Raw genomic sequence first — 23,054 nt, 5'->3', positions numbered from 1 at the left:
GTACTCCTCACAACCATTGGATTTGTTGTTGGATAGTGTGATTTGCTGCTATTTATTGTGATGTATTGGTTATTTTTTAAGCGGCGGCAACCAACGTAACCGATCATAGCGCTGTATACGTGTCATACCACCAGCTTCAAACTTAGTTGGCTGCCCGCAATCGCGCAACTATCCAGGTAACGATTTTAGTAGTGCCTATGATGATTCAAGCCGTGGAGCGAACTGATGGTATAAGCGCACCAGCAGTTGAGGATCGCCAAAGCCACCTGCTTTAGTCATCACTCGCTTTCGCCTATCGCCATCCATACTCCCTAGCGCCACCCCGGGTGACCACTCCGTCTCGACACAGATATAACTCACCCCCAGTTGAGTCAGCACGGCCATGGCGGTATCCCCGCCGGTTAAAAATAGCAAACACGGATCATCGTCCCGCCAGGCAGACGTAATGTCGGTCACTTTGGAAGCCATCGACTCGGCGACTTGGTTTGCCGTGCGTTCCTCACTCTCTCCGGGCACGACCACATAGGCCCCTAAGGCCGGGCTACTATTACAGGGTGTAGCAGAGGGCTCGGTACACGCTTTAATCACGGCCAAACCGGGCACGTATTGTCGCAACTGTTGGAGCTGTTCGGCAGCACGAGGGCTTCTAGAACCGATGGCATAAAGCACTGCATTGACGCTATTCAACGCTCGAAACGGTGCATCAGGCCACCCGAAAAGGCGCTGGGCGATAGCCGTTGCCAGCCCCGCAGCCCCCGCCATTGCTCGGCGGCAGCCAGCACTCGACACGAGCTGATAGAGCGCAGCAAGCTCCTCGTCGCTTTGGGCATCGGCGATACAGTCCCCATTAGGGAGTTGAACGCCCTGACCAGAGCGATAGCGCTGCAGCGGTTGTCCGCTGACGGCAAATGCCTGATCAATGGGGCCGATCAGAGGCGTTGAGAGGGCATCCTGTTGGTAGGTGGTATCAGCCAGTGGAATGCCGTCCACCCACACTTCGGCATTACGCACTGTTCGCCCCTGGGCCGGTACCGCGGGAGCCAGCAGCAGGGGAAAGCCAAGCGCTTCCCGCAGTGCCGTGCACTCTGCGACTACTTGGCCACGCAGGGTTGAATCGACTTTCTTGAACCACTCCTGCGGCGCGACTCGCGTGAGCAAACGCACTGCTTCGCTTACCCGAAGCGCCGCCTCCTCAGATTGCAGGTGGCGGGACTGGGTATTCACGGCGATGACCTCTGGCCACTGACCTTGCCATGCCTCTAGCGCTGTCGCTAATGCCTCCAGGCTAACCACCACGCGGACATCTGCGCCTCGCGCGGCAAAGGGTGCTGAGGTGTCCAGCGCGCCCGAAAGATCATCGGCAATAATCGCCAATCGGCAGCCGCTCATGCCTTGGCGCCACTGGCTAACCGTCGCGCATAGGCAATCGCTGATCCCATGTTGGTGGCATCGGCTTTGCCCTGCCAGGCAATATCAAAGGCAGTGCCGTGATCCACCGAGGTGCGCTGAAGCGGCAAGCCAAGGCTGACATTGACCGTGGTATCAAAAGCAATCAGTTTGACGGGGATATGGCCCTGGTCGTGATACTGGGCAATAACCAAATCGAACTCGCCTTTCGAAGCGCGGTAAAACACCGTATCCGCAGAGATCGGCCCGCTCACATCAAAACCCCGTTCCCGCAAGCGTTCCACCGCTGGGGCGATACAGCGACTATCTTCGTCGCCAAAAATCCCCCCTTCACCGCAGTGCGGATTAAGGCCTGCCACGGCAATGCGCGGAGCCTTCATGCCCAACGCGAGCAAGTGCGCGTGTCCTGCTTCAACGGTGGCAATGATGCGTTCAGGGGTCACTCGGTCGATCGCATCACGTAGCGACACGTGGGTGGATACATGTAGCGTCGAGAGCGTCTCAGATGCCAGCAGCATAAACGACGAGGGCGCACCGGTCAGCGATGCCAGCATCCCGGTGTGGCCATCGTAATGGTGCCCAGCTTCATGCAACGCCGCCTTGTTCAGCGGGGCGGTGACAATCACCTGCGCCCGCCCCGCCTGCACCAATTCCACGGCTTTATGAACGCAGCGAAACGCCATATCACCCGCACCGGCGCTAATTTGACCATCAGCAATCTCAACGCCTTTCGGCACCTCGACCACACCGACCGCCACACAATCCTTATCGCTCTCTGCCTGCTCCAATGGCACGAACTCAAGCACAACACCAACACTTGCCGCCGCACGGCGATAAATAGCCGGGTCACCGATGACCATCGCCGTGGCACGTTCGGTGGCGGACATAGCACTCAGCGCGCGGCAAATAATCTCAGGGCCGATGCCAGCAGGGTCGCCCATGGTGATAGCAATTTCATAACAGCGCGGGGAGCTATTCATGGCATTAACTGCCCGCCGTTGACCTCGATGATTTGACCAGTGACATAGCCACTGAGCGTATCGGTCGCCAGAAAAACGTACGCGCCCACGCACTCTTCCGCCGTGCCCAAACGCCCCATGGGAATCGATGCCCGAGCTGCGTTTAGATGAGCATCGCTTGAGTGGCGCTCATGAAAATCGGTCGCAATCGTACCGGGGGCCACAGCATTCACGCGGATATTATCCCCGGCAAGTTCCTTGGCCATATTTCGCGTTATCGTGCTCACAAAACCTTTTGCTGAGGCGTATAGTCCAGCGCCTCCCCCGCCGCCATTACGTGCGGCAATCGAGGTAGTGTGAATAATATTGCCACCGCCTGCGTGGCGAAAATGCGGTAGCGCTGCGCGGCTGGCCATGATCACCGAGCGGACATTGAGATCCATGACCCGGTCATATTGGTCATCGTCCATCTCATCTAAGCCAACCCGGCCCAGCATGTCCCCCGCGTTATTGATCAACAGGTCTAAACCGCCCAGACGCTCGGCGGCATCGTCGACGAGTTTTTGGGTCTCGCTGGTGTGGCTGACGTCTGCTTTAACGGTAAAGGCGTCCCCACCCGCATCGCGAATCGCCTTGGCCACTGCCTCCGCGGGCGCTTCACTGCTGTGATAATGCACCGCTATGTGGGCTCCCAACGCCCCCAGCTGTTTCGCAACCGCCGCGCCAATGCCACGGCTGGCGCCGGTGATAAGTACTCGCTTACCGTTCCACTCGTCTAACATGAAATTCTCCTTAACACTTTTGCTTTTATTGTGAGAGCCACACTTAGCGAAACCGTCGTCCTCTAGATAGATTTAACTATCGACCCGAAATGGAGCGGTGCGCTAAAGTAAGCAATGAACTGGCATACCTGTCATACAAAGCGACATCTATAACATGATAGGCGATGGCGTGTTTAGCGCCAGTCGCCTCCCACTGCTAACGATTAAAACTAATTCTAAGAGCGAATGGAGAAGTACATGAATCCACTTTCATCGACGGACACACTTCCCGCCGACCTGGGTAACGCGCTGCTGGTTGGCCGCGTTTGGCTGGAGGGCAGCCATCCTGGCCCCGCGCTAGTGACCGTCAACAACGGTCAGGTGATCGACATTACCGCCTATGGGCCCACCATGGCTGACCTGCTGGAACGCGACGACCTACAAGCGGTAGTGCAGCGAGCGGAAGGCCCCAACCTAGGTAGTGTCGAGGCACTGCTGGAAAACTCTCAGTTACCCCAACCACAAGCGCCCTACCTGCTAGCCCCCTGCGATGTTCAGGCCGTTAAAGCCTGCGGCGTCACCTTCGCTGTGAGTTTGTTAGAGCGAGTGATCGAAGAGCAAGCGGGCGGCGACCCGGCACGAGCGGTGGAGCTGCGCAACGACCTGCAGGCACTGATCGGCACCGACCTTTCCAAGATTGCGCCGGGTTCTGAAGAGGCGATGTCGCTTAAAAAAGCGCTTCAAGCGCGCGGTGGGTGGTCACAATATATGGAAGTCGGCATCGGCCCCGATGCGGAGGTATTTACCAAAGCCCAGCCACTCTCATCAGTTGGTTTTGGCACCCCGGTGGGCTTGCACCCGTCCTCGCAGTGGAATAATCCCGAGCCGGAAATTGTCCTGGCAGTAGATAGCCACGGCCAAGTGCGCGGCGCGACTCTGGGTAACGACGTTAATCTGCGCGATGTGGAAGGGCGCAGCGCTTTGCTGTTAGGTAAGGCAAAAGACAACAACGCCTCCTGCTCCATTGGCCCCTTCATTCGCCTATTTGATGACCATTTCGATATCGACAGCGTGCGCAACTGCCAGGTATCGCTACGTATCGAGGGTGAGGATGACGACTTCTTGCTCCAGGGCGAGAGCGATATGCGCGAAATCAGCCGCGACCCGCTGGACTTGGTAAGCCAAACCATCGGCGACCACCACCAATATCCGGATGGTTTTATGCTGTTCCTCGGCACCATGTTTTCGCCCATTCAGGATCGCGACGGGGAAGGCCAGGGTTTTACCCATCATCTGGGTGATCGCGTCACCATCGCCACCCCGGCCCTGGGCGCCCTGGTCAACCAGGTAGGCAGAAGCGATCAATTGCCGCCCTGGACCTACGGTATTCGCGAACTGATGCGCCACTTAGCGCGCCGCTGATTCTAACAATCAATACGCCACTCATATCACAGCCTAGGAGCGCACAATGACAACCATCACTCGCGTCGAGATCCAGGATATTCGTTTTCCCACCTCGCGTTCTCTGGATGGCTCGGATGCCATGAATGCCGCGCCGGACTACTCCGCCGCCTACGTCATCCTGCACACCGATGACGCCAGCCCCGAGGGGCACGGCTTAACCTTTACCATTGGCCGCGGCAACGAGATTGTGGTGACCGCTTTGCACTCCCTAGCGCCGCTGATCGAGGGACGAACGCTTGAGTCGATAACCGACAACATGGGCACGTTCTGGCGAGAAATTACTGGCGACAGCCAGCTGCGTTGGATTGGCCCCGATAAAGGCGCAATTCACCTAGCCACCGCCGCCATCGTCAACGCCGTGTGGGATATGTGGGCGAAAAACGAAGGTAAGCCGGTGTGGAAGCTGCTGGTGGATATGACCCCGGAACAGCTGGTGCGCTGCCTTGATTTCCGTTTCGTCACCGACGCGCTAACGCCGGAAGAAGCGATCTGTCTGCTGCGCCGTCAGGCCTCCGGCAAAGAAACCCGCGAAGCCGAAATGCGCCACGATGGCTACCCCGCCTACACTACTTCAGCGGGCTGGCTGGGTTACAGCGACGAGAAAGTGCGCGGTCTGGCGCGTGAAGCGCTGGCTGAAGGCTGGACTCATTTCAAGCAGAAGATTGGCGGCGACATTGAAGAGGATGCCCGCCGAGCGGCGCTGCTACGCGAAGAGATCGGTTGGGACAACGTGCTGATGATGGACGCCAACCAGGTGTGGGAAGTCGACGAGACGATCACCAAGATGCGTCGGCTGGCCGAATTTGACCCGCTATGGATAGAAGAGCCCACCAGCCCTGACGACATTCTCGGCCACGCCGAAATCCGCCACCGGGTTGCGCCTATCGGCGTCGCCACTGGCGAGCACTGTCACAATAAAGTGATGTTCAAGCAGTTCTTCCAGGCGGATGCCATCGACTATTGCCAGCTCGATGCGGCACGTTTGGGCGGGCTTAACGAAGTGATTTTAGTAACGCTGATGGCCGCTAAGTTCGGCGTGCCGATTTGCCCCCACGGCGGTGGCGTTGGTCTTTGCGAATACACCCAGCATATCTCCCTATTCGACTATATCGCGGTATCCGGCAGCCTTGAAGGTCGCGTGCTTGAGTATGTGGATCACTTGCACGAACACTTTATCGACCCGGTAGTAATCAACCGTGGCCGCTACCAAGTGCCTGAAGCGCCAGGTTACAGTATCGCCATGCACGCAGAATCCCAAGCACAGCACCGCTTCCCCGAGGGCGCGGCCTGGAAGGAAGAGAAGTAATGACAGACACCACCTCCTTTCTAAATGAGCTAACCAGCCTGCTCGGCGAGCGAGGCTTGCTGCGCGAGCCAGACGCCATAGCGCGCTACATTAGCGACTGGGCGGGAGATACGCTGGGCACACCACTGGCGGTGGCCCGTCCGGCTAACACGGAAGAAGTCGCCGAGGTGGTAAAGCGCTGCTACGCCCAAGGAATCGCTATGACGCCACAGGGCGGCCATAGCGGTCTGGTGGCGGGCGCCTTGCCCGCCGCCAACGGTCAGGAGTTGGTGATCAGTCTTGAGCGCTTAAATAGTGTGCGCGCCATTGATCCGATTAACTTCACCATTACCGTAGACGCTGGCTGCATCCTTGAGAACGTCAAGCTGGCGGCTTTTGATCATGACTGTGACTTTCCGCTCTCGCTGGGCGCCCAAGGCAGTTGTCAGATTGGTGGAAATATTGCCACCAATGCGGGCGGGCTTAACGTACTCCGCTACGGCATGATGCGCGAGCTGGTGCTGGGGCTTGAAGTGGTGCTGCCCGATGGGCGCGTCTGGGAAAGCCTGAATGCGCTGCACAAGGACAACCGTGGTTACGACCTTCAGCAATTGTTTCTCGGTAGTGAAGGTACGCTGGGTATTGTTACGGGCGCAGTGTTAAAGCTTTCACCACGCACTACCCAGAACCGGACTGCTCTACTGGGGCTGCCCTCCGTCCAGGCGGTCATCGACCTGTATGGTCTGGCGCGCCGGGAGTGCTGCGACCTGCTGACGGCTTTTGAGCTGATTCCTCGCCGCTGTATCGAGCTGGCGATTGAAGCAACGCCAGAGCTGCGTGACCCGCTTGAAGACGCGTACCCCTGGTACGTGCTGATGGAAGTCGCGGCCACGGGGCCAGTGGATCTGGGTTCGATGTTGGAAGCGCTGCTGGAAACCGGCATGGAGCGCGAGCTGGTGCTGGATGGCGCGCTGGCTTCCAGCGACACCCAATCCGCCCAGCTATGGCAGTTCCGCGAAAGCATGCTGGAAGGCCAGCGGCGGCGCGGCGAGCACCTACGCACCGATATCTCGATGCCTATCTCGGCGATTCCCGACTTCGTTACCCGCGCCAGTGACGTGGTCATGGCCGCTTCCCCCGAGTGCGAAATTATTGCCTACGGGCATGTGGGTGACGGCAACCTACACTTCAATATACTGCCGCCCACGGCAATGGCGGATAGCGATAAGAAAGCCCACCTGCACGACTTGGAAGAACGGCTGTTTGAAGTGCTCGACGATTTTCACGGTAGCATTAGCGCCGAGCACGGCATTGGCCGCACCAAGCAAGCGCCTTATCTGGCGCGGCTATCGCCGATTGAGCGGGAGCTGATCAACGGGGTTAAAACCCTGTTTGACCCTAAAGGGCTGATGAACCCAGGTCGGATTTTGCCTGCCGTAGAGTAACCCCGACGCTTTGTTCATTCGTGCCTGAACCGCTCCGCCAGACCGCGCAGGGCATTGGCATAGAGCAGGGCATCGATACCCACCCCAACAAAGGTGCAGCCCGCTGCAAGATAGCCGCGGGCTGCCTGCTCATCCACCGTCACGATACCTGCGGCCTTCCCTGCCGCACGTATTGTGGTGATAGCATCGCTAATCGCCGCGGTGACGTCAGGATGACTGGCGTTGCCCAGGTGCCCCATTGAGGCCGATAAATCCGCCGGGCCAATGAACACCCCATCGACACCTTCTACTGCGGCGATTGCCTCCAGATTGGCAAGTGCCTGGGGGCTCTCTACCTGCAGCATTAGGCAGATTTCGTCATCGGCGCGGGAGAGGTAGCCTTCTGCCTGCCCCCAGCGCGAGGCGCGTGCCAGCACATGACCAACGCCGCGACTACCGCGGGGTGGATAGCGTGTGGCCGCCACCAGCTGGGCAGCCTGCTCAGCCGTTTCCACCATGGGGATTAACAGGTTCTGAACGCCAATATCCAGGTAGCGCTTGATCAGCACCGTATCCCCGGTGGGCGGGCGCACCACCGGGTGGCTGCCATAGGGGGCCAGTGCCTGTAGTTGGGCAAGCAGGCTCGATACATCGTTGGGAGCATGCTCGGCGTCAAGCAGCAGCCAGTCAAAGCCTGCCGTGGCGGCAATCTCCGCGGTGTAGGCGCTCGCCAAGCCGAGCCAAATCCCCGTTTGGGGCTGTCCAGCCAGCAGTTGCTGCTTAAACGTGTTGTGCGGCATTTTCATTCGCTTTCCTTTTACATCAATACCCCATAACGTCTGGCAGCCAAGTAGCCAGCCCCGGCACGGCGATGAGCAGTAGAATGGTGGCGATAATCGGCAGTAAGAACGGCATGATCGCCGTAACGACCTGGCCGTAACGCAATCGTGTGATGCCCACCATCAGGAACAGCACCGTGCCAAAGGGCGGGGTGATAACCCCTACTGAAAGCGTGATCACCATCACAATACCGAAATGAACGGGATCTAATCCGGCGCTTAGCGCTGCGGGAACCACAATCGGGGTGAAAATCAGGATGCTTTCAATCACCGACATAAAGCAGCCGATAAGCAGGAAGAACAGCGCAAAGCAGAGCAACAGCAGGATCGTTGGCATATCGATGCTGGCCACCTGCCCCGCCAACGCCTGAGGGATCCCCATACGCACCAGGATCCAGCCATAAAAGCTGGAGACCGCAATAATCAGCAGGATCACTGCACTGAACATCAGGGTACGGCGGAAAGCGTTATAGAGGTCTCGCCAGTTCAAGTCACGGTAGATCAGCCCGCCTAGAATTACCGCGTAGAGCGAGGCAATAGCACCCGCCTCGGTGGGTGTGAAGAAACCACCCCAAATACCACCGACGATAATCGCCGGCATCATTAATGGCAAGATGGCACGCCTACCGGTGCGGGCGACTTCGCAGGCATCAAAGGGTGTGGGCTTGGGCATCACCACCTTGCCACTGGCAGCCAGTAGCACGGTCATCCCCATCAGCAGCAGCGCCATCAAAATACCCGGCAGTAGCCCCGCCATAAACAGCCCGCCAATGCTCACATTGGCTAACCAGCCGTACACAACCAAGGCAATACTGGGCGGCAGAATCGGCCCAATAACGCTGGAAGCAGCGGTAACACCGGTGGAGTAATCCAGCGCATAGCCACGCTCTTTCATGGCTTTGATTTCAATGCTGCCAAGCCCTGCGGCATCGGCAACGGCAGTGCCTGACATAGTGGCAAAAATGGAGCTGGCCACCACATTAGCGTGACCCAGGCCGCCCTTGGTAAAGCCCACCAAGGCAGTGGCAAAGTCAAAAATTCGCGTGGTAGTGGAGCCGATATTCATAATATTGGCGGCCAGAATAAACAGCGGTATCGCCAGCAGAGTAAAGTTGTTGAGCGTTTGCACCATGCGCAGCGGCAGTAACTCAACGGGCAGCCCACCGGTACCAGTAGCCACCAGGGCGATAAAGGAGGTCACGCCAATGGCGACCACCACAGGCAAACCAATGGCCATCAGTACTAACAGGCCACCGACGAAAATCAGTAGTTCGGTCATGGTTGAGAAGCCTCCTCTTCATGGGACGTTTCCAACCACGCCACCGGGCCGCGAAAAGTTTGCCAAAGGGCAATCAGCGCCATGCCCACAAAGCTGAAAAAGATGCCGTAATAGAGATAGCTGAAGCTGATACTTAACGAGACCGTTTTATTGTTGGCGCTCATGTCCGACATAATCCATGCCCCCCAGGCAGCAAGGGCAAAAAAACCGCAGGAAATCAGTGCAGTAAACCGGTACTGAATATTTTTACCCAGGCCTGAAAGCTTGTGACTAAACAGATCGACTACCAGGTGTTCACTGCGCACCCACGCCGATAGCGAGCCAAAGCCAATCGCGTAGATGGCCAACATAGACGCTACTTCTTCGGTCCAGGGCATGCCCAGCCCCAACAAGTCGCGGGCAATGACCGCCGCCACGATCAATAGCAGGATGGCCGCCATTAACGCCACGCCTACCCCATCGCACAGGCGGGTGACGCCGCGCAGCGTATAGAAAGCGATTCGATCCGGCCCTTGGCTGGGCGCTACAGCGTCTTCCACAGCAGAACTCCTTACCCTGACGTCTTTTTTTTGGTTATGAAAACTTATTTGTCATGAAAAACTGGCTTGTCTTGTAAAACAGCGACGGCCCAATGGGCCGCCGCTGTTTTTGCCAAAGGTGTGTTACTCGCTCTGGTTACCCAGGGCATCTTCACGAACACCGTCGGCCATTTCGGCCATGACACGATCAATCGCCGGTAACGCGGCTTCGCGGAAAGCGGCAATATCAGGCTCAATAACCGTCATGCCTTCATCCTGCAGCGCTTCCAGGTAGTACTCATCGAGTTCGCGCTCACGCTCGGTACCGTGCTGACGCGCCACATGAATGGCCTCTTCGATCAGTTCCTGATCCTCGGCTTCAAGACCTTCCCACCAGCGCGCACTCGCCACCCAGTTCCACGGGAACTGCACATGGCTGGTCATAATGATGTGATCCTGCACTTCCCACAGGCGGCGGGTATAGGGCGATGAGAGCGAGTTCTCATGGCCGTCAACCTGACCGGTCTGCATGGCAAGGTAAATTTCGGGAGCGGGCACATTGACGACCTGGGCGCCGATCTCTTCCCACACTTCCATCCATACTGGCAGCGCAGGAAGGCGCATGCGGAAACCATCAAGATCTTCCGGGGTTTCGATAGCTTTATTGGCGGTCATGTGGCGCGGGCCGCGGTGCTGGGTGCCGAAGTATTTAAGGCCGCCCTGACTCTCCGCCTTTTCAATCAGTGCCTGGCCAGAGGGGCTCTCCATATAGGCATCGACTTCGTCCCAGGTTGAGAACACAAAGGGCACAGTAATGGCATCGTATTCAGGCGCGTACTGCTGGCGCCAGTTACCGCCAGTGATAGAGATCTGGGTTTGACCAAGGTTCAGTAGTTCCAAAACGGCATTTTCGCCGCCCAATGAACCCGCCAGGAAGGGACGAACATCGAAACGACCCGGTGCCTGTTCTTCTAAGTACTCAGCAAAGCGCTCCACCGCTGCGCTTTCCGAACCGCCCTCACTCATGGTGTTGTTAACTTGGATTTCGATAGGATTCGCCAAGACGAACGGCGCCGTCGTTAGCATGCCTAGGGTAGCCAGCGTGGCAAGCAGTTGTTTCCGCATGGGATAGACTCTCTACGGTTGTCGTTATTGGGTGTGGTTCTTGTAACTTTCAGGTAACGCTTACGTGATCTTGAAACATGCATCCCAAGGGCTCAAATCGACGTTCAAGAAGGCTGACTTCGTAAAACACGATGGCTAGAAACGCTGCTATAACGGGCTTTTAAATCCATTCCATCACGGCCGTACGACCAAAGATGAATACCGAGCTCCTTTAATCAACCACTGTTTAGCTTGCTTTAGGCCATTGAAAGGGTAGCTATTGGAGCTTTGCTTTCTCAAACCACGAAGCCATAAGGAGAATTTCTTGAGCTATTGCTCATCCTCTTTCTGGGTAAGGTGATCCACCAAATGCCGGGCAGTCACATGCAACGAGGCATAGCGACGCATGCCAATCACCAGTTCGCGCTGAGCCCATGGATCGCTAAGCGGGATACTTTTAAGCTGTAAGTCTCCCAGATCACGATAGATGGTTTGCTCAGGCAGTACGCCAACACCCATACCATGGTGGATCATGCGGCAAATGGCATCGAAGCTGCGTACCTGAATACGCATTCGCAGCGCTTTACCCGCTAGGTTAGCCTGCTCGTTCAACAGCGACTGCAGCGAGGCATCCTGCTGCAAGCCGATAAAATCGAAAGCTAGCGCTTCATTAAAGGCGATGCTTTCACGCCCAGCCAAAGGATGATCGATAGGAGTCATTAACACGAGTCGATCTTGTCGATAGGAGAGCTGTTGAAGGTCGGGCGCCGCGACATGTCCAGCAAAGATACCGATATCGGTCAGTCCGTCGCGAACGGCAGCGATAATTTCGCTGCTGACCCGCTCCTGAAGATCAATTTTGATTTCCGGGTAGAGGCGTGAGAAGGCGCTGAGATCCTGGGGAAGAAAGGCAATGATCGCCGAAGTATTGGAGTGGATACGCACATGGCCGCGGACGCCTTCGCCATACTCGCTGAGCTCGGCCTGCAGGCGTTCAATGTTATCCATAATACGTCGGGCATGATGCAAAAACGCCTGACCTGCGGGAGTCAGTTCTACACCTCTGGGGCGACGATAGAGCAGCGTGGTGCCGACCAACGTTTCCAGGTCACTTATGCGTTTGCTCACCGCGGCGAGAGCTAAGTGTTCACGCTCCGCCGCCGCCGTCAGTCGACCTTCATCCGCCACGGAGATAAACAGTTTAAGGGTGACAAAATCAAAGCGGCGCATCCTACGAACTCCTTGAAAGCAAGCTCCCTATGGTAGCCCACACCTTCGCCAGCCACGAACCCTTTGTTACCCATTGCCTAATTGTCGCCCCTGATTAGCTCACGCATGCTGGCTAATAGTGAACACTCAATGATAAGAGAGAGCCTTAATGAATGCTTCCGAAGCGCGCCAGCTTCCGCTACAGGGCTTAAAAGTACTTGAGCTTGGCCAACTGATTGCAGGGCCTTTCGCCACCAAACTGCTGGGCGAATTCGGTGCCGACGTGATTAAAATCGAGCCCCCCGGCACCGGCGACCCACTTCGCAAATGGCGAATGATTGAAGACGGCACCTCGCTGTGGTGGCACGTCCAAACCCGCAACAAGCGCTCGGTCGCGTTAGATTTACGCAGCGAAGAGGGGCAAGGCCTGGTGCGCCAGCTCGCAGCCGAGGCCGATGTAGTGGTGGAAAACTTCCGCCCCGGCACCTTAGACAACTGGGGGCTAGGCTGGGAAGCGCTCTCCCAACTCAACCCACGCTTAATCATGGTGCATATTTCCGGCTACGGGCAAACGGGGCCTTACCGCGATAAGCCCGGCTTTGGGGTGATTGGCGAAGCCATGGGCGGGCTGCGTTACCTCACCGGCCAGCCGGGAGAACCCTCGGTACGCGTGGGGGTGAGCATCGGCGACTCGCTTTCCGCGCTCTACGCGGTGATTGGCACGCTACTGGCGCTCCAGGAGCGCAACCGCAGCGGCCTGGGCCAAGAGATCGACGTCGCGCTATATGAGTCGGTATTTGCAATGATGGAGAGCCTACTGCCGGAGTTCGATGCCAGCGGCCAGGTTCGCGAACCCAGCGGCAGCGCCCTGCCCGGCATTACCCCCTCAAACGCCTACCGCTGCCAGGGCGGCGATTACGTGCTGATTGCTGGTAACGGCGACAGCATCTTCAAACGCTTAATGGGCGTGATTGGTCGTGATGATCTCGCCAACGACCCGGCACTGGCCCACAACGATGGGCGCAGCCAGCAAGCCGAGGTGATTGATACCGCGATTCAGTCCTGGACAGAAGAGCGCCCACGGGATGCCATTTTACAGGCGCTGGATGAAGCCCGTGTGCCCGCAGGCTACCCCTACACGGCGGAAGATATCGCCTTTGATCCCCACTATTTGGCGCGGGAGATGATTCAAACCTTTACTCGCCCCAACGGTAAACCGCTAAAAGTACCCGGCGTACTGCCCAAGCTAAGCGCTACCCCTGGGCGAATCGGCGACGGCGGCCCCACGCTTGGCCAGCATACCGACGACGTATTGGATGAGTTGGGCATTGACCATGAAACCCGAGCCAAACTGCGCCAAGCGGGCATAATCTAGGAAGTTTATTATGAGCCAGTTATCACCATGCCCCGCCAAGATAGAGATCAACGAAGTTGCTCCCCGGGACGGCCTGCAGATAGAGGCACGCTTTGTGCCCACAGAAGACAAAATCCGCTGGATCGACGCGCTCTCCGCCACCGGGCTACGACGTATTGAAGCAACGTCGTTCACTTCACCCAAAGCAATTCCCAACCTACGCGATGCCGCCGACGTAGTAACCGGCATTCAGCGTCGGGAGGGAGTTGATATCACCGTACTGGTGCCTAATGTAAAAGGCACCGAGCGAGCCCTTGCCTGCCAGGTGGATGAAATCAATCTGGTGATGTCCGCCAGCAACAGCCACGGGCTGGCCAATCTGCGCATGACGCCAGAGCAATCCCTTGAACAATTCGCGGCGATTTTGGAGGTCAGCAAAGTCAGCGGTGAGTTTATCAACGCCTCGCTCTCCACCGCCTTTGGCTGCCCGTTTGAGGGCGAAGTACCCGAAGCACGGGTGTTGGAACTGGTTGAGAAGCTTATCGACCTTGGCATTCAGGGCGTCACGCTCTGCGATACCACCGGCATGGCCAACCCTGCCCAGGTCAAACGCCTGTGCGCAGCCGTGCTTGAGCGCTGGCCGGAAACGCCGTTCACTCTGCACTTCCACAACACTCGCGGCATGGGGCTGGCTAACGCCCTGGCGGCGTGGCAAGCAGGTATTAGCCGCTTTGATGCCTCACTAGGTGGGCTGGGCGGCTGTCCCTTCGCCCCCGGCGCTAGCGGTAATGTATGCACCGAAGACCTGGTGCATATGTTTGAAGCCATGGGCGTCGATACCGGTGTCGATCTGGATGCACTGCTTGAAGTCGCCGCCACCCTTCCCGACCTTATCGGCCATGATGTGCCGGGGCAGGTGGTAAAAGCCGGGAAATCGACTCGGCGTTATGCGATGCCATAAGTTCATGCCTAAAGCTCACGCCTAAGCGTTAGGCAGGCCCAATCACATGCTTCACTTCCAGATAAGCACTTAGCCCCCAAGGGCCTAGTTCACGCCCAATGCCGCTGCGCTTGAAGCCGCCCCAGCCGGTTTCGGGGAGCACCAGCTGCTCGCTGTTGTACCAAATGCTGCCCGCTTTCAGTTGCCGCCCAATGCGTTTTGCCCGCTCGGGGTCGCCGCTAATCACCGTGGCTGCCAGACCAAAGACGCTGTCGTTGGCAAGCTGAACCGCCTCGGCTTCGCTTGCCACGCTGTGTCCGCAGAGCACCGGGCCAAAAATCTCTTCCTTCCACAAGCGGCTTTCCACCGGTACATCGCGATAAAGCGTGGGGGCCAGGAAGTAGCCTTGAGCGGGCAACGTGCGGTGTTGCGCATCGCACACGACCGTTAGCCCTTCCTGTTCGGCCAGATCCAGATAGCGCTGCACGGCGTCGCGCTGCTTGGCGCTGGTCAACGGTCCTAAATCCGTACCTTCGGCAAGCGGGTCGCCCAGCGTCAGCGCATCCATACGCTCGGCAAGGGCTGTGTAGAGTGCTTCGGCCACGTTTTCGTGCACCAATAAACGCGAGGTTGCCGAGCAGATCTGGCCAGCATTGAAGTAGATACCGGCCATTACCCAGTCGGCGGCCTGGGCGGGGTCGGCGTCTTCCATCACCAGAATCGGTGACTTTCCGCCTAGTTCCAGAGAAACGCTGGCGGTACGGGCGCTTGCCGCTTGCATCACCGCTTCACCGACGCGGTTGCTGCCGGTAAAGGAAATTTTATCCACATCCGGATGGTTGGTCAGCGGTACACCGATGCCCTCACCGTCGCCGTTTAGAAGGTTGAGCACCCCAGCAGGTAGGCCAATCTCTAGGGCTATTTCTGCCAGCACCCGTTCGGGGAGCGGCGTAATTTCGGACGGTTTAAGCACCGCGGCACAACCGGCCGCCAAGGCGGGCGCCAGCTTCCAGGCGCTGGTCACCAGCGGGAAATTCCACGGCGCGATCAGCCCCACGACGCCCACGGGGTCGTGATAAGTGCGCGCCTCAACGCCCTCCATTTCCACACTAACCAACTCGCCCTGGCGGGCATCCAGTGCCTTGGCCTGCCCGGCGTAGTAGCGATAGCAGGCAATGGCATCGTCTAGATCGATCTCCGCTTCTGCAAGCGGCTTGCCGTTGTTGGTCGCTGAAAGCGTGATAATCGAGTCTCGGCGCGTTGCCAGTGCATCGGCAAACCCCTCAAGGTATTTAGCCCGTGCGGTTCCGCCCAGCGCCTGCCAGGCGGGCTGCGCCAGCTTTGCAGCTTTGACGGCGGCGTCGACATCCGCGGCGTCACCTGCCGTAACCTGGGCAATCCGCTCTTCGCGGTAAGGATTCATCACGTCGAGCAGTCGGGTGCCCGCCGAGGGCACCCACTGGTTGTCGATGAATTGTTGATTGATAAGTTGCTGGCTGAGTGACTGCATGGAAATATCCTAGTCAGAAAATGCGCACGCACGCTGCCAGGCAGCAGCGTCAATTTCGATCAATAGAGGCCCGTTGGTTTCCCGGTTGGCGAGCGCCTTAGCAAACTCGGCGGGGCTTTCTACCAGCACGCCGGGGCAGCCAAAGCCTTCGGCCAGGGTGAGGAAGTTGGGCGCCTGAATATCCACGCCCAGGCGCGCAACACCATTGGCATCCATATAGCGACGAATCTCTTCGTAACCGGCGTTGTGCCAGAGCACAATCACCACGGGCAGGCGCTCTTCTACGGCGGTTGCCATTTCCGAGAGCGTAAACATCACCCCGCCATCACCCACCAGTGCCACCACCGGCAGATCCGCTCGCGCAAGCTGTGCGCCCAGCGCCGCCGGCAGCCCATAGCCCAATGTGCCGTAGCCCGTTGAGGCATTGAAGTAGCGCCTGGGCGCTGGCTGGCTGACCAGGTGGTTACCGGCATACACCGGCGCGGTGGAATCGCCTACCAGAATGGCCTCGGGTAGATGCTCGACAAGCGTTGCATACAGCGGCACAAAGTCGCTAAAGGCCGGGTCGTTGTGAAGGCTCAGCGCGCTCAATACGGCCGCGGTTCGCGCCTTGCCGTGGCGGTATAGCGGCTCAGGGAAGTAGCCAAGAAGAAGTTCAAGGCTACGCCCGGCATCGCCGACTAGCCCCAGCGTTACGCGCTGATTGCGCACCAGCTGCTCAGGGTCGAGGTCAATACGAATCAGCGTGCCGTTGAGATGAAAGCCGCCATCAAACACAACATCGTAGTCGGTCTCGCCAAGCTCGGTGCCCACCGCCAGAATCACATCGGCATTGGCGGCTAGTTCACGAACTGCGGGCAACGCGGCATTAGCGCCCAAATCCAGCGGATGGTCACGTCCTAGCAACCCTTTGGCGTTAATGGTCGTTACCGTGGGGGCATCAAGATTTTCTACTAATGCTCGCGCTGCTTCTGGGGCTGAAACGCAGCCACCGCCTAATAGCACCAGGGGCTGTTTCGCCGCATGTAACAAACGGGCGGCTTCGGTAAGCCCTTCTGGATCAGGCGCGCCCGATAGAGCCTAGGCGCCTGCCAACTCACCGGCGCTTTCACCGGTGCATTGAACAGGTCGATGGGGATTTCGATGTGCACCGGTCCCGGTCGCGCGCCGTTGAACACGGCAAAGGCCTGGGCCAGCACCTCGGGTAGTGTATTGGCGTCCAACAGCGTGTGGCTGAATCGCGCCACGCCGCTGATCATCTGTTGCTGGCTGGGCAGCTCGTGCAATCGCCCTTGGCCCATGCCCAGCGTATCGCGACGGTTAACGCTTGAAATCACCAGCATGGGGATCGAATCCGCCAGGGCCTGGCCCATGGCGGTGGCCATATTGGTCATCCCCGGCCCGGTGATAATTAGGCACACCCCCGGCTGACCGCTGGCCCGGGCATAGCCGTCGGCCATAAACCCAGCGCCCTGTTCATGGCGTGGGGTTATATGCTGCACATCGCTGCCTTCCAGCCCGCGATAAAGCTCCACCGTGTGCACGCCTGGGATGCCGAACAGGGCCCGCACGCCGTAAGTATCGCGCAGCAGGCGGATCAGCAGTTCGGCACAGGTCATGGGGGCTTGCTGGCTCTGCGCTTTATTGGTCATCGTTTCGGCCCCTTAAAAGAAAAACGTATGGGCCATAAAGGCAATGATTGGCAGCGTAATGGCGGTACGCAGCAGGAAGATGGCAACCAGTTCCCAGAGCTTGATGGGAATTTTTGACTTGAGCAGCAGCGCGCCGATTTCCGACATGTAGATCAGTTGGGTGAGCGACAGGCAGGCAATCACAAAGCGGGTAAGCTCGCTTTCGATATTGGTCGCCAGCACCGCGGGCAGGAACATATCGGCAAAGCCCACCAGGGTGGCGGGCGCTGCCGCTTCTGCTTCAGGAATCCGCAGCAGCTCAAGCACCGGTACCATGGGGTAAGAGAGCCAGGTAAACAGCGGAGTAAATTCCGCCAGAATCAGCGCCACCGTGCCAATGGCAAACACCAAGGGAAGTAGACCAAGGAAAATATCCATCACGTTGAGGAGCGCCAAACGTGCCAGCTCACGGGGCCCGGGAGCTCCAGCGGCGCGATTGGTGGCCTGAATCAAGCTGTAACGGAACAGACCCACTTTTTCAGTGCGCTCTTCGCTCAACTGGCAGCCCACGGGCTCGTAATAGTCATTGGATTTGCGCGACAGCGGCGGCAGGCGCGGCACAATCACTGCAGCGATCAACCCGGAAACCACCACCGTAAAGTAGAACTGCACAAACAGGTGGTTGATATCGACAAAGCTGGTGACGAGCAGCGCAAACGCAATCGACACCACGGAGAAGTTGGTGGCAATGACCGAGGCTTCGCGGCGGTTATAGAAGCCCTGCTCGTACTGCTGAGTGGTGATCAGCACACCGACGGTGCCCGATCCCATCCATGAGGCGGTGGCATCAATAGCGCTGCGTCCCGGCAAATTAAAAATCACCCGAAACGGCTTACGTACCATACTGCCGATGAACTCCATAAAGCCAAACTCGACTAGAAACGGCAGCAGCAGCGCAGCAAAGAAGAAGAACGTTAATAGTACCGGCGCCAGATCATTGAGCATCACCCCACCGGTAAAGGACGCAGTGACGAACTCTGGCCCAAACTGAAAATAGGTCATCACAGCAAACAGCGCGCCTAAAACGCGCATCACTAACCACACTGGCCCGACATGAAACATTTCGTGCAGCATGCCTTTTTTGGCCCAGGCAGGGTTAGCTAGCTTGGCGTAAATCGTCGCTACCACCGACAGGCAGAGTACCACTACCGCAATAGCTGGCAGCGCCGAGCCTAGCAGGGTTTGCAGGCTATCGGCCATTAGGCCCATGCCGATGTTAATGGTATCGCCCACTTGAAAAGGGACGAGAAACAGCAGCACCCCAATTAGCGATGGAATGATAAATTTCAGTAAGTGCGCGCGGGGTATCGGTGCCGACGAGGTCGGCTGTTCCGATTTAACGTTGCTATACGACATAGGGGTCACCCATTGGAAGTGATTCTTGGAGGTGGCTGGCGGCGTAGCTAGGTCAGTACTTTTTTATTTAGTCGCTATTTCTTTGTTAGCTATTTGGTCGGCGTCACTCGCTGTGTTTAACGCCCGGCAGTACGCAAAGCATTTCATACAGCAGCGTGGCGCCCATCAGCGCGGTGTTGCCGCTGGGGTCATAAGGTGGTGACACTTCCACCAGGTCGCCGCCGACAATATTCAGCCCAGCGGCACCGCGAACCAGCTCCAATCCTTGGCTAGAGGTCAGCCCGCCCATTTCCACCGTGCCGGTGCCGGGGGCAACAGAAGGATCCAGGCCGTCGATGTCGAAACTGATGTACACCGGAATATCGCCCATCTGCTCACGCACCTCGGCCATCAAGGGCGCTAGCGAGCGATACCAGCACTCTTCGGCGGGCACGACACGAAAGCCCTGGTCGCGACACCAGTCAAAATCTTCAGCGGCATAGCCGGTACCGCGCAGGCCGATTTGCACTACCTTGCCATGGGCCAGCAACCCCTCCTCCTGGGCACGACGAAACGGCGTGCCGTGGGCAATTGGCTCGCCGAACATGTGCTCATTGACATCGGCATGAGCATCGATATGAATCAACCCCACCGGGCCGTGTTTTTTGGCCATGGCGCGAAGGATAGGCAGCGTTAGGGTGTGCTCACCGCCCAGGGTCAGCGGAATGCAGTCATGTTTCAGTACGCCATCGTAAAAGGCGGTGATGATGTCGACGCTTTTCGGCAGATGAAAGGTGTTGATAGGCACATCACCGATATCGGCCACTTGCAAGCTTTCAAAGGGCGCGGCGCGGGTCGCCATATTGTAAGGGCGCAGCATACGCGACTCATCGCGAATCTGGCGTGGTCCAAGCCGCGTGCCGGGGCGGTTTGAAGTGCCGATATCCATGGGAATGCCAATAAATGCCGCATCCAAACCCTCGGCTGTCTCTTGGGTGGGCAGGCGCATCATGGTGGCAGGGCCTGCAAAGCGCGGCATGGTGTTTCCGCCCAAGGGCTGATTAAACTCCGACATACACATCTCCTTATATTTTTGGCGGTGAGCACGGTGTAGGTATTGGCCTAGCTCTTTTCACTACTCTTCTAAAGTCATTGCACAGACCATGCCAAGTCGTAGATGCCTATAAAGTGGTGGGATTAGCGACCAAACGATGCAAAAATGAATCAACTAGAGGCTTTTTTAATTCATTTTTGTATCAAAGATTCATAAATGAATCACTCAGAGGAGTTGGCTGCGATGAGTGAAATAGACAGGCGTGTGCTGCGAACCATTGTGGAGACCGCAAACGACCACTTCTTTATCGTCAGTGGCGATGGGCAAATAGTGGATATTAGCCCAGGAGCAGAAGCGGTTTACGGGGTATCCAGAGAAGAGCTGCTCTCCAGCAGTGTGCAGCAACTGCAAGCGGCCGGGGTGCTCAAACCCTCCATCACCATGGAAGTGATGCGCACCCGCCGGCCTGCACAGCTTATGCAGGTCACCGGAACAGGCCGCCGGGTGATTGCCGAAGCCTATCCTGTATTCGTCGACGGCAAGCTGGAGCGCATTATCAGCCGCTCGCGGGATTTAACCGACTTGCAGTTACTGCAGGACGAATATGCGCTGCTGCAAAAACGCTTTAGCGAACACTTAAAGCGCAGTCAGGCAGCGCCAGACGCGGAAGAGCAGGCGTTGGATGACGCCCTGGACAATTTGCAGGTGCGTAGCAGCGTGATGCGTGAAATTGCGCTGCTGCTTAAGCGGGTCGCCCCTTCGGATGCCAATGTGCTGATGCTGGGTGAATCAGGTGTGGGTAAAACCGCCTTTGCCAAGCAGCTACACCGCTGGAGCCAGCGCTGTGACGGCCCCTTTATCGACGTTAACTGCGCGGCGATTCCAGAGAATCTGTTTGAGTCCGAGATGTTTGGCTACCAGCCCGGCGCTTTCAGCGGTGCCGCCCGCCAGGGCAAAGCCGGGCTGTTAGAGCAGGCCGAGGGCGGTACGCTGTTTTTGGATGAAATAGGCGAGCTGCCGCTGCTAATGCAAACCAAACTGCTCAAGGTGATTCAGGACGGTAGCTTGACCCGACTGGGTGACACCCGATCACGCAAAGTCAATTTTCGCTTGGTCGTGGCGACCAACCAGGATTTGGGCAAGCAAGTAGAAGCAGGACTTTTTCGTCTGGATCTTTACTACCGCCTCAATGTGATCCCGGTCACCCTGCCGCCACTTCGTGACCGCCGGGAGGATATCCCCGACCTGGTTGAAGCGTGTTTAAACCGGCTCAACCAGCGCTACGGGCGGCAAAAAATTCTTGATACCCGCGTTTGGTCGACACTGATGGGCAGCGAATGGCCGGGTAACGTCCGCGAGCTGGAGAACTGGCTAGAGAGAGCTTGGCTTTCCAGCCCCACCGATCAAATCGAAGAGCCTGCCGCACTCCCTCACGCCGAACAGTTCCCGGCCAACTTGCCGAGCGCCTCGCCAGCAAGGTCGGCAGTAGCACTCGAGCCCCAGGAAACCCTCAAGCAGTACCTAGCGCGGCTGGAGCGTGAAACGCTTGAAGAGCTGTGCAACACACTCCCCAGCACCTATGCCATTGCCGAGCGGCTGGGCATCAGCCAATCCAGTGTGGTGCGCAGGCTTCAGCGCTATGGCATTAAAGTGACCAAGTGAATTTTTATCTTGACACAGCGGGTGTCATCAACCATCCATGTAAGTGTCATGAAACGGCAACACCTTCAACACAAGCTGAACCAATAACAACCAACAGCCGGTGATGTGTGTGCTATGTCAAACCAATCGCGTATTCGCCTGGAGCGCGTCACTAAACGTTGGGGCGCGACCACTGCCGTCGATGAAATCTCCTTCGATGTCACGCCTGGGCAATTTGTCATTCTGCTCGGCCCTTCAGGCTGCGGTAAATCCACCACGCTACGCATGATCGCGGGCCTGGAAGAGGCCAGCAACGGACGTATACATATCGGCGAGCGCGACGTCACACACCTGCCGCCCGGCGACCGTGGGCTGAGCATGGTGTTTCAGTCCTACGCGCTGTTTCCGCATTTGAGTGTGGCTGACAATATCGTGTTTGGCCTGCGCAGCCGCAAGGTACCCAAAGCCGAGCAGCGCGAGCGGCTAGCCAAGGTGGCCGAACTGGTTGATTTAACCGATTATCTGAACCGCAAACCTGCCCAGCTTTCCGGCGGTCAACGCCAGCGGGTTGCTTTGGCGCGCTCGGTTATTTCCGAACACCCGATCTGCCTGATGGATGAACCGCTATCCAACCTGGACGCCCGGCTGCGCAGCGACATGCGCCGGGAAATCAAAGCATTACAAAGCCGCCTGAATATGACGGTTATCTACGTCACCCACGACCAGGTGGAAGCCATGAGCATGGGCGATCGTGTGATTCTGATGCAGCACGGCAAAATAGTTCAGGACGGCACCCCGGACGAGCTTTATAACCGCCCCGCTAGCGCTTTTGCCGCCAGTTTTATTGGCAGCCCCGCCATGAACCTGCTGCCCCTAGTGGCCGGTGAGAATGGCGCCGTTATCGAAGGCGAACCAAGTACCCCCGTAGCCCCCTTGGATGCCGCTGGTGGACACTTGGGCATCCGCCCGGAAGATATCGAACTGCGAATCGCACCCGCTTCCGGCGTACCCGCTAACGTATTAAGTGAAGAGTATCTTGGAGCGGACACCATTGCTTATGTCGCGGTGGGATCGCACACCCTACGCGTGCGGCTTAGCGGCAAGCAGGCACTGACAGGCCAGCCATGCAGCCTCTATTGGACTCCACAGAATACACACCTTTTCGATGCCGAAGGCCTGCGGCGGGATGACCTGACGCCGCCCCCATTTCCCAACTCATCTCGAAGCGTTCCTCGTCCACCGGCGGTGGGCTCTTTCCAACACTGACAGCAGTATTGACA

The 23,054-nt window shown here is 57.8% G+C and carries 18 protein-coding genes and 1 pseudogene; 7 read left to right on the top strand and 12 right to left on the bottom strand.

Translation table 11 applies throughout. The features are described 5' to 3' along the window. Positions 1 to 195: 195 nt before the first annotated feature. From E0L35_RS01315 to E0L35_RS01305, 3 genes are read right to left on the bottom strand one after another with little or no spacing between them, the layout of a single operon-like run. Positions 196 to 1,389 (bottom strand): four-carbon acid sugar kinase family protein, encoded by a 1,194-nt coding sequence (locus E0L35_RS01315; protein WP_138799379.1) that lies wholly within the window; start codon positions 1,387 to 1,389, stop codon positions 196 to 198. Further along, on the bottom strand, positions 1,386 to 2,387 hold the full coding sequence (pdxA, locus tag E0L35_RS01310) for a 4-hydroxythreonine-4-phosphate dehydrogenase PdxA (protein WP_022521907.1): 1,002 nt from the start codon (positions 2,385 to 2,387) through the stop codon (positions 1,386 to 1,388). Before pdxA ends, E0L35_RS01315 begins: the two co-directional genes overlap by 4 nt. Further along, positions 2,384 to 3,148, bottom strand: a complete 765-nt coding sequence (locus tag E0L35_RS01305; protein WP_022521906.1) for an SDR family NAD(P)-dependent oxidoreductase — start codon at positions 3,146 to 3,148, stop codon at positions 2,384 to 2,386. The genes pdxA and E0L35_RS01305 overlap by 4 nt, the downstream gene beginning before the upstream one ends. 237 nt (positions 3,149 to 3,385) lie before the next feature. On the opposite strand from E0L35_RS01305, the gene E0L35_RS01300 reads away from it, so the two are divergent. The 3 genes from E0L35_RS01300 to E0L35_RS01290 are packed head-to-tail and all read left to right on the top strand — an operon-like array spanning position 3,386 to position 7,321. Next, positions 3,386 to 4,549 carry a fumarylacetoacetate hydrolase family protein gene (locus E0L35_RS01300; RefSeq protein ID WP_138799378.1) on the top strand — a complete coding sequence of 388 codons (1,164 nt, stop codon included), beginning with the start codon at positions 3,386 to 3,388 and terminating at the stop codon, positions 4,547 to 4,549. A 46-nt stretch (positions 4,550 to 4,595) separates the two neighbouring features. Beyond that, positions 4,596 to 5,897 carry an L-fuconate dehydratase gene (locus tag E0L35_RS01295; RefSeq protein WP_138799377.1) on the top strand — a complete coding sequence of 434 codons (1,302 nt, stop codon included), beginning with the start codon at positions 4,596 to 4,598 and terminating at the stop codon, positions 5,895 to 5,897. Next, entirely contained in the window at positions 5,897 to 7,321 is a 1,425-nt protein-coding gene (locus E0L35_RS01290; RefSeq protein WP_138799376.1) for an FAD-binding oxidoreductase, read from the top strand. Before E0L35_RS01295 ends, E0L35_RS01290 begins: the two co-directional genes overlap by 1 nt. A gap of 14 nt (positions 7,322 to 7,335) precedes the next feature. On the opposite strand, the gene hpaI is transcribed toward E0L35_RS01290, so the two are convergent. The 5 genes from hpaI to E0L35_RS01265 all read right to left on the bottom strand — a co-directional run bounded on the left by hpaI (position 7,336) and on the right by E0L35_RS01265 (position 12,270). Continuing rightward, positions 7,336 to 8,106, bottom strand: coding sequence for a 4-hydroxy-2-oxoheptanedioate aldolase (gene hpaI / locus E0L35_RS01285; RefSeq protein ID WP_022521902.1), 771 nt, complete (start codon positions 8,104 to 8,106; stop codon positions 7,336 to 7,338). Positions 8,107 to 8,122: 16 nt separating this feature from the next. Beyond that, positions 8,123 to 9,418: a TRAP transporter large permease gene (locus E0L35_RS01280; protein WP_009287487.1), complete on the bottom strand. Its 1,296-nt coding sequence runs from the start codon at positions 9,416 to 9,418 to the stop codon at positions 8,123 to 8,125. Then, positions 9,415 to 9,957 carry a TRAP transporter small permease gene (locus tag E0L35_RS01275; RefSeq protein ID WP_022521901.1) on the bottom strand — a complete coding sequence of 181 codons (543 nt, stop codon included), beginning with the start codon at positions 9,955 to 9,957 and terminating at the stop codon, positions 9,415 to 9,417. Before E0L35_RS01275 ends, E0L35_RS01280 begins: the two co-directional genes overlap by 4 nt. A gap of 123 nt (positions 9,958 to 10,080) precedes the next feature. Then, positions 10,081 to 11,061, bottom strand: coding sequence for a TRAP transporter substrate-binding protein (locus E0L35_RS01270; RefSeq protein WP_138799375.1), 981 nt, complete (start codon positions 11,059 to 11,061; stop codon positions 10,081 to 10,083). A gap of 309 nt (positions 11,062 to 11,370) precedes the next feature. Next, complete coding sequence (locus E0L35_RS01265) at positions 11,371 to 12,270, bottom strand: LysR family transcriptional regulator (RefSeq protein ID WP_022521899.1); 900 nt, start codon at positions 12,268 to 12,270, stop codon at positions 11,371 to 11,373. A gap of 148 nt (positions 12,271 to 12,418) precedes the next feature. On the opposite strand from E0L35_RS01265, the gene E0L35_RS01260 reads away from it, so the two are divergent. After that, positions 12,419 to 13,624: a CoA transferase gene (locus E0L35_RS01260; protein ID WP_022521898.1), complete on the top strand. Its 1,206-nt coding sequence runs from the start codon at positions 12,419 to 12,421 to the stop codon at positions 13,622 to 13,624. A gap of 10 nt (positions 13,625 to 13,634) precedes the next feature. Then, the gene (locus tag E0L35_RS01255; protein WP_138799374.1) at positions 13,635 to 14,564 is read left to right on the top strand and encodes a hydroxymethylglutaryl-CoA lyase; all 930 of its coding nucleotides are present in this window, start codon (positions 13,635 to 13,637) and stop codon (positions 14,562 to 14,564) included. 28 nt (positions 14,565 to 14,592) lie between these two features. On the opposite strand, the gene E0L35_RS01250 is transcribed toward E0L35_RS01255, so the two are convergent. The 4 genes and pseudogenes from E0L35_RS01250 to speB form a co-directional block, all read right to left on the bottom strand. Continuing rightward, complete coding sequence (locus E0L35_RS01250; protein ID WP_022521896.1) at positions 14,593 to 16,053, bottom strand: aldehyde dehydrogenase family protein; 1,461 nt, start codon at positions 16,051 to 16,053, stop codon at positions 14,593 to 14,595. A gap of 9 nt (positions 16,054 to 16,062) precedes the next feature. Further along, positions 16,063 to 17,672 (bottom strand): annotated as a pseudogene (locus E0L35_RS01245) (5-guanidino-2-oxopentanoate decarboxylase). A gap of 45 nt (positions 17,673 to 17,717) precedes the next feature. Further along, positions 17,718 to 19,100, bottom strand: coding sequence for a YjiH family protein (locus E0L35_RS01240; protein ID WP_022521894.1), 1,383 nt, complete (start codon positions 19,098 to 19,100; stop codon positions 17,718 to 17,720). A 103-nt stretch (positions 19,101 to 19,203) separates the two neighbouring features. Continuing rightward, positions 19,204 to 20,154 carry an agmatinase gene (speB, locus tag E0L35_RS01235; RefSeq protein WP_039859507.1) on the bottom strand — a complete coding sequence of 317 codons (951 nt, stop codon included), beginning with the start codon at positions 20,152 to 20,154 and terminating at the stop codon, positions 19,204 to 19,206. A gap of 222 nt (positions 20,155 to 20,376) precedes the next feature. Between speB and E0L35_RS01230 the strand changes: the two genes are divergently transcribed. Together E0L35_RS01230 and E0L35_RS01225 are read left to right on the top strand one after the other, a co-directional pair. Continuing rightward, positions 20,377 to 21,795 carry a sigma 54-interacting transcriptional regulator gene (locus E0L35_RS01230; RefSeq protein ID WP_138799373.1) on the top strand — a complete coding sequence of 473 codons (1,419 nt, stop codon included), beginning with the start codon at positions 20,377 to 20,379 and terminating at the stop codon, positions 21,793 to 21,795. Between the two features lie 114 nt (positions 21,796 to 21,909). Beyond that, a complete protein-coding gene (locus tag E0L35_RS01225; RefSeq protein ID WP_138799372.1) occupies positions 21,910 to 23,040 on the top strand; it encodes an ABC transporter ATP-binding protein in 1,131 nt (376 codons plus the stop codon). The last annotated feature ends 14 nt before the right edge of the window (positions 23,041 to 23,054 follow it).

The sequence above is a fragment of the Halomonas sp. ATBC28 genome (assembly GCF_005937175.1).
Taxonomy (GTDB): domain Bacteria; phylum Pseudomonadota; class Gammaproteobacteria; order Pseudomonadales; family Halomonadaceae; genus Vreelandella; species Vreelandella titanicae.
The sequence above is the reverse complement of the archived record's forward strand: the minus strand, read 5'-3'. Positions and strand labels throughout refer to the sequence as shown.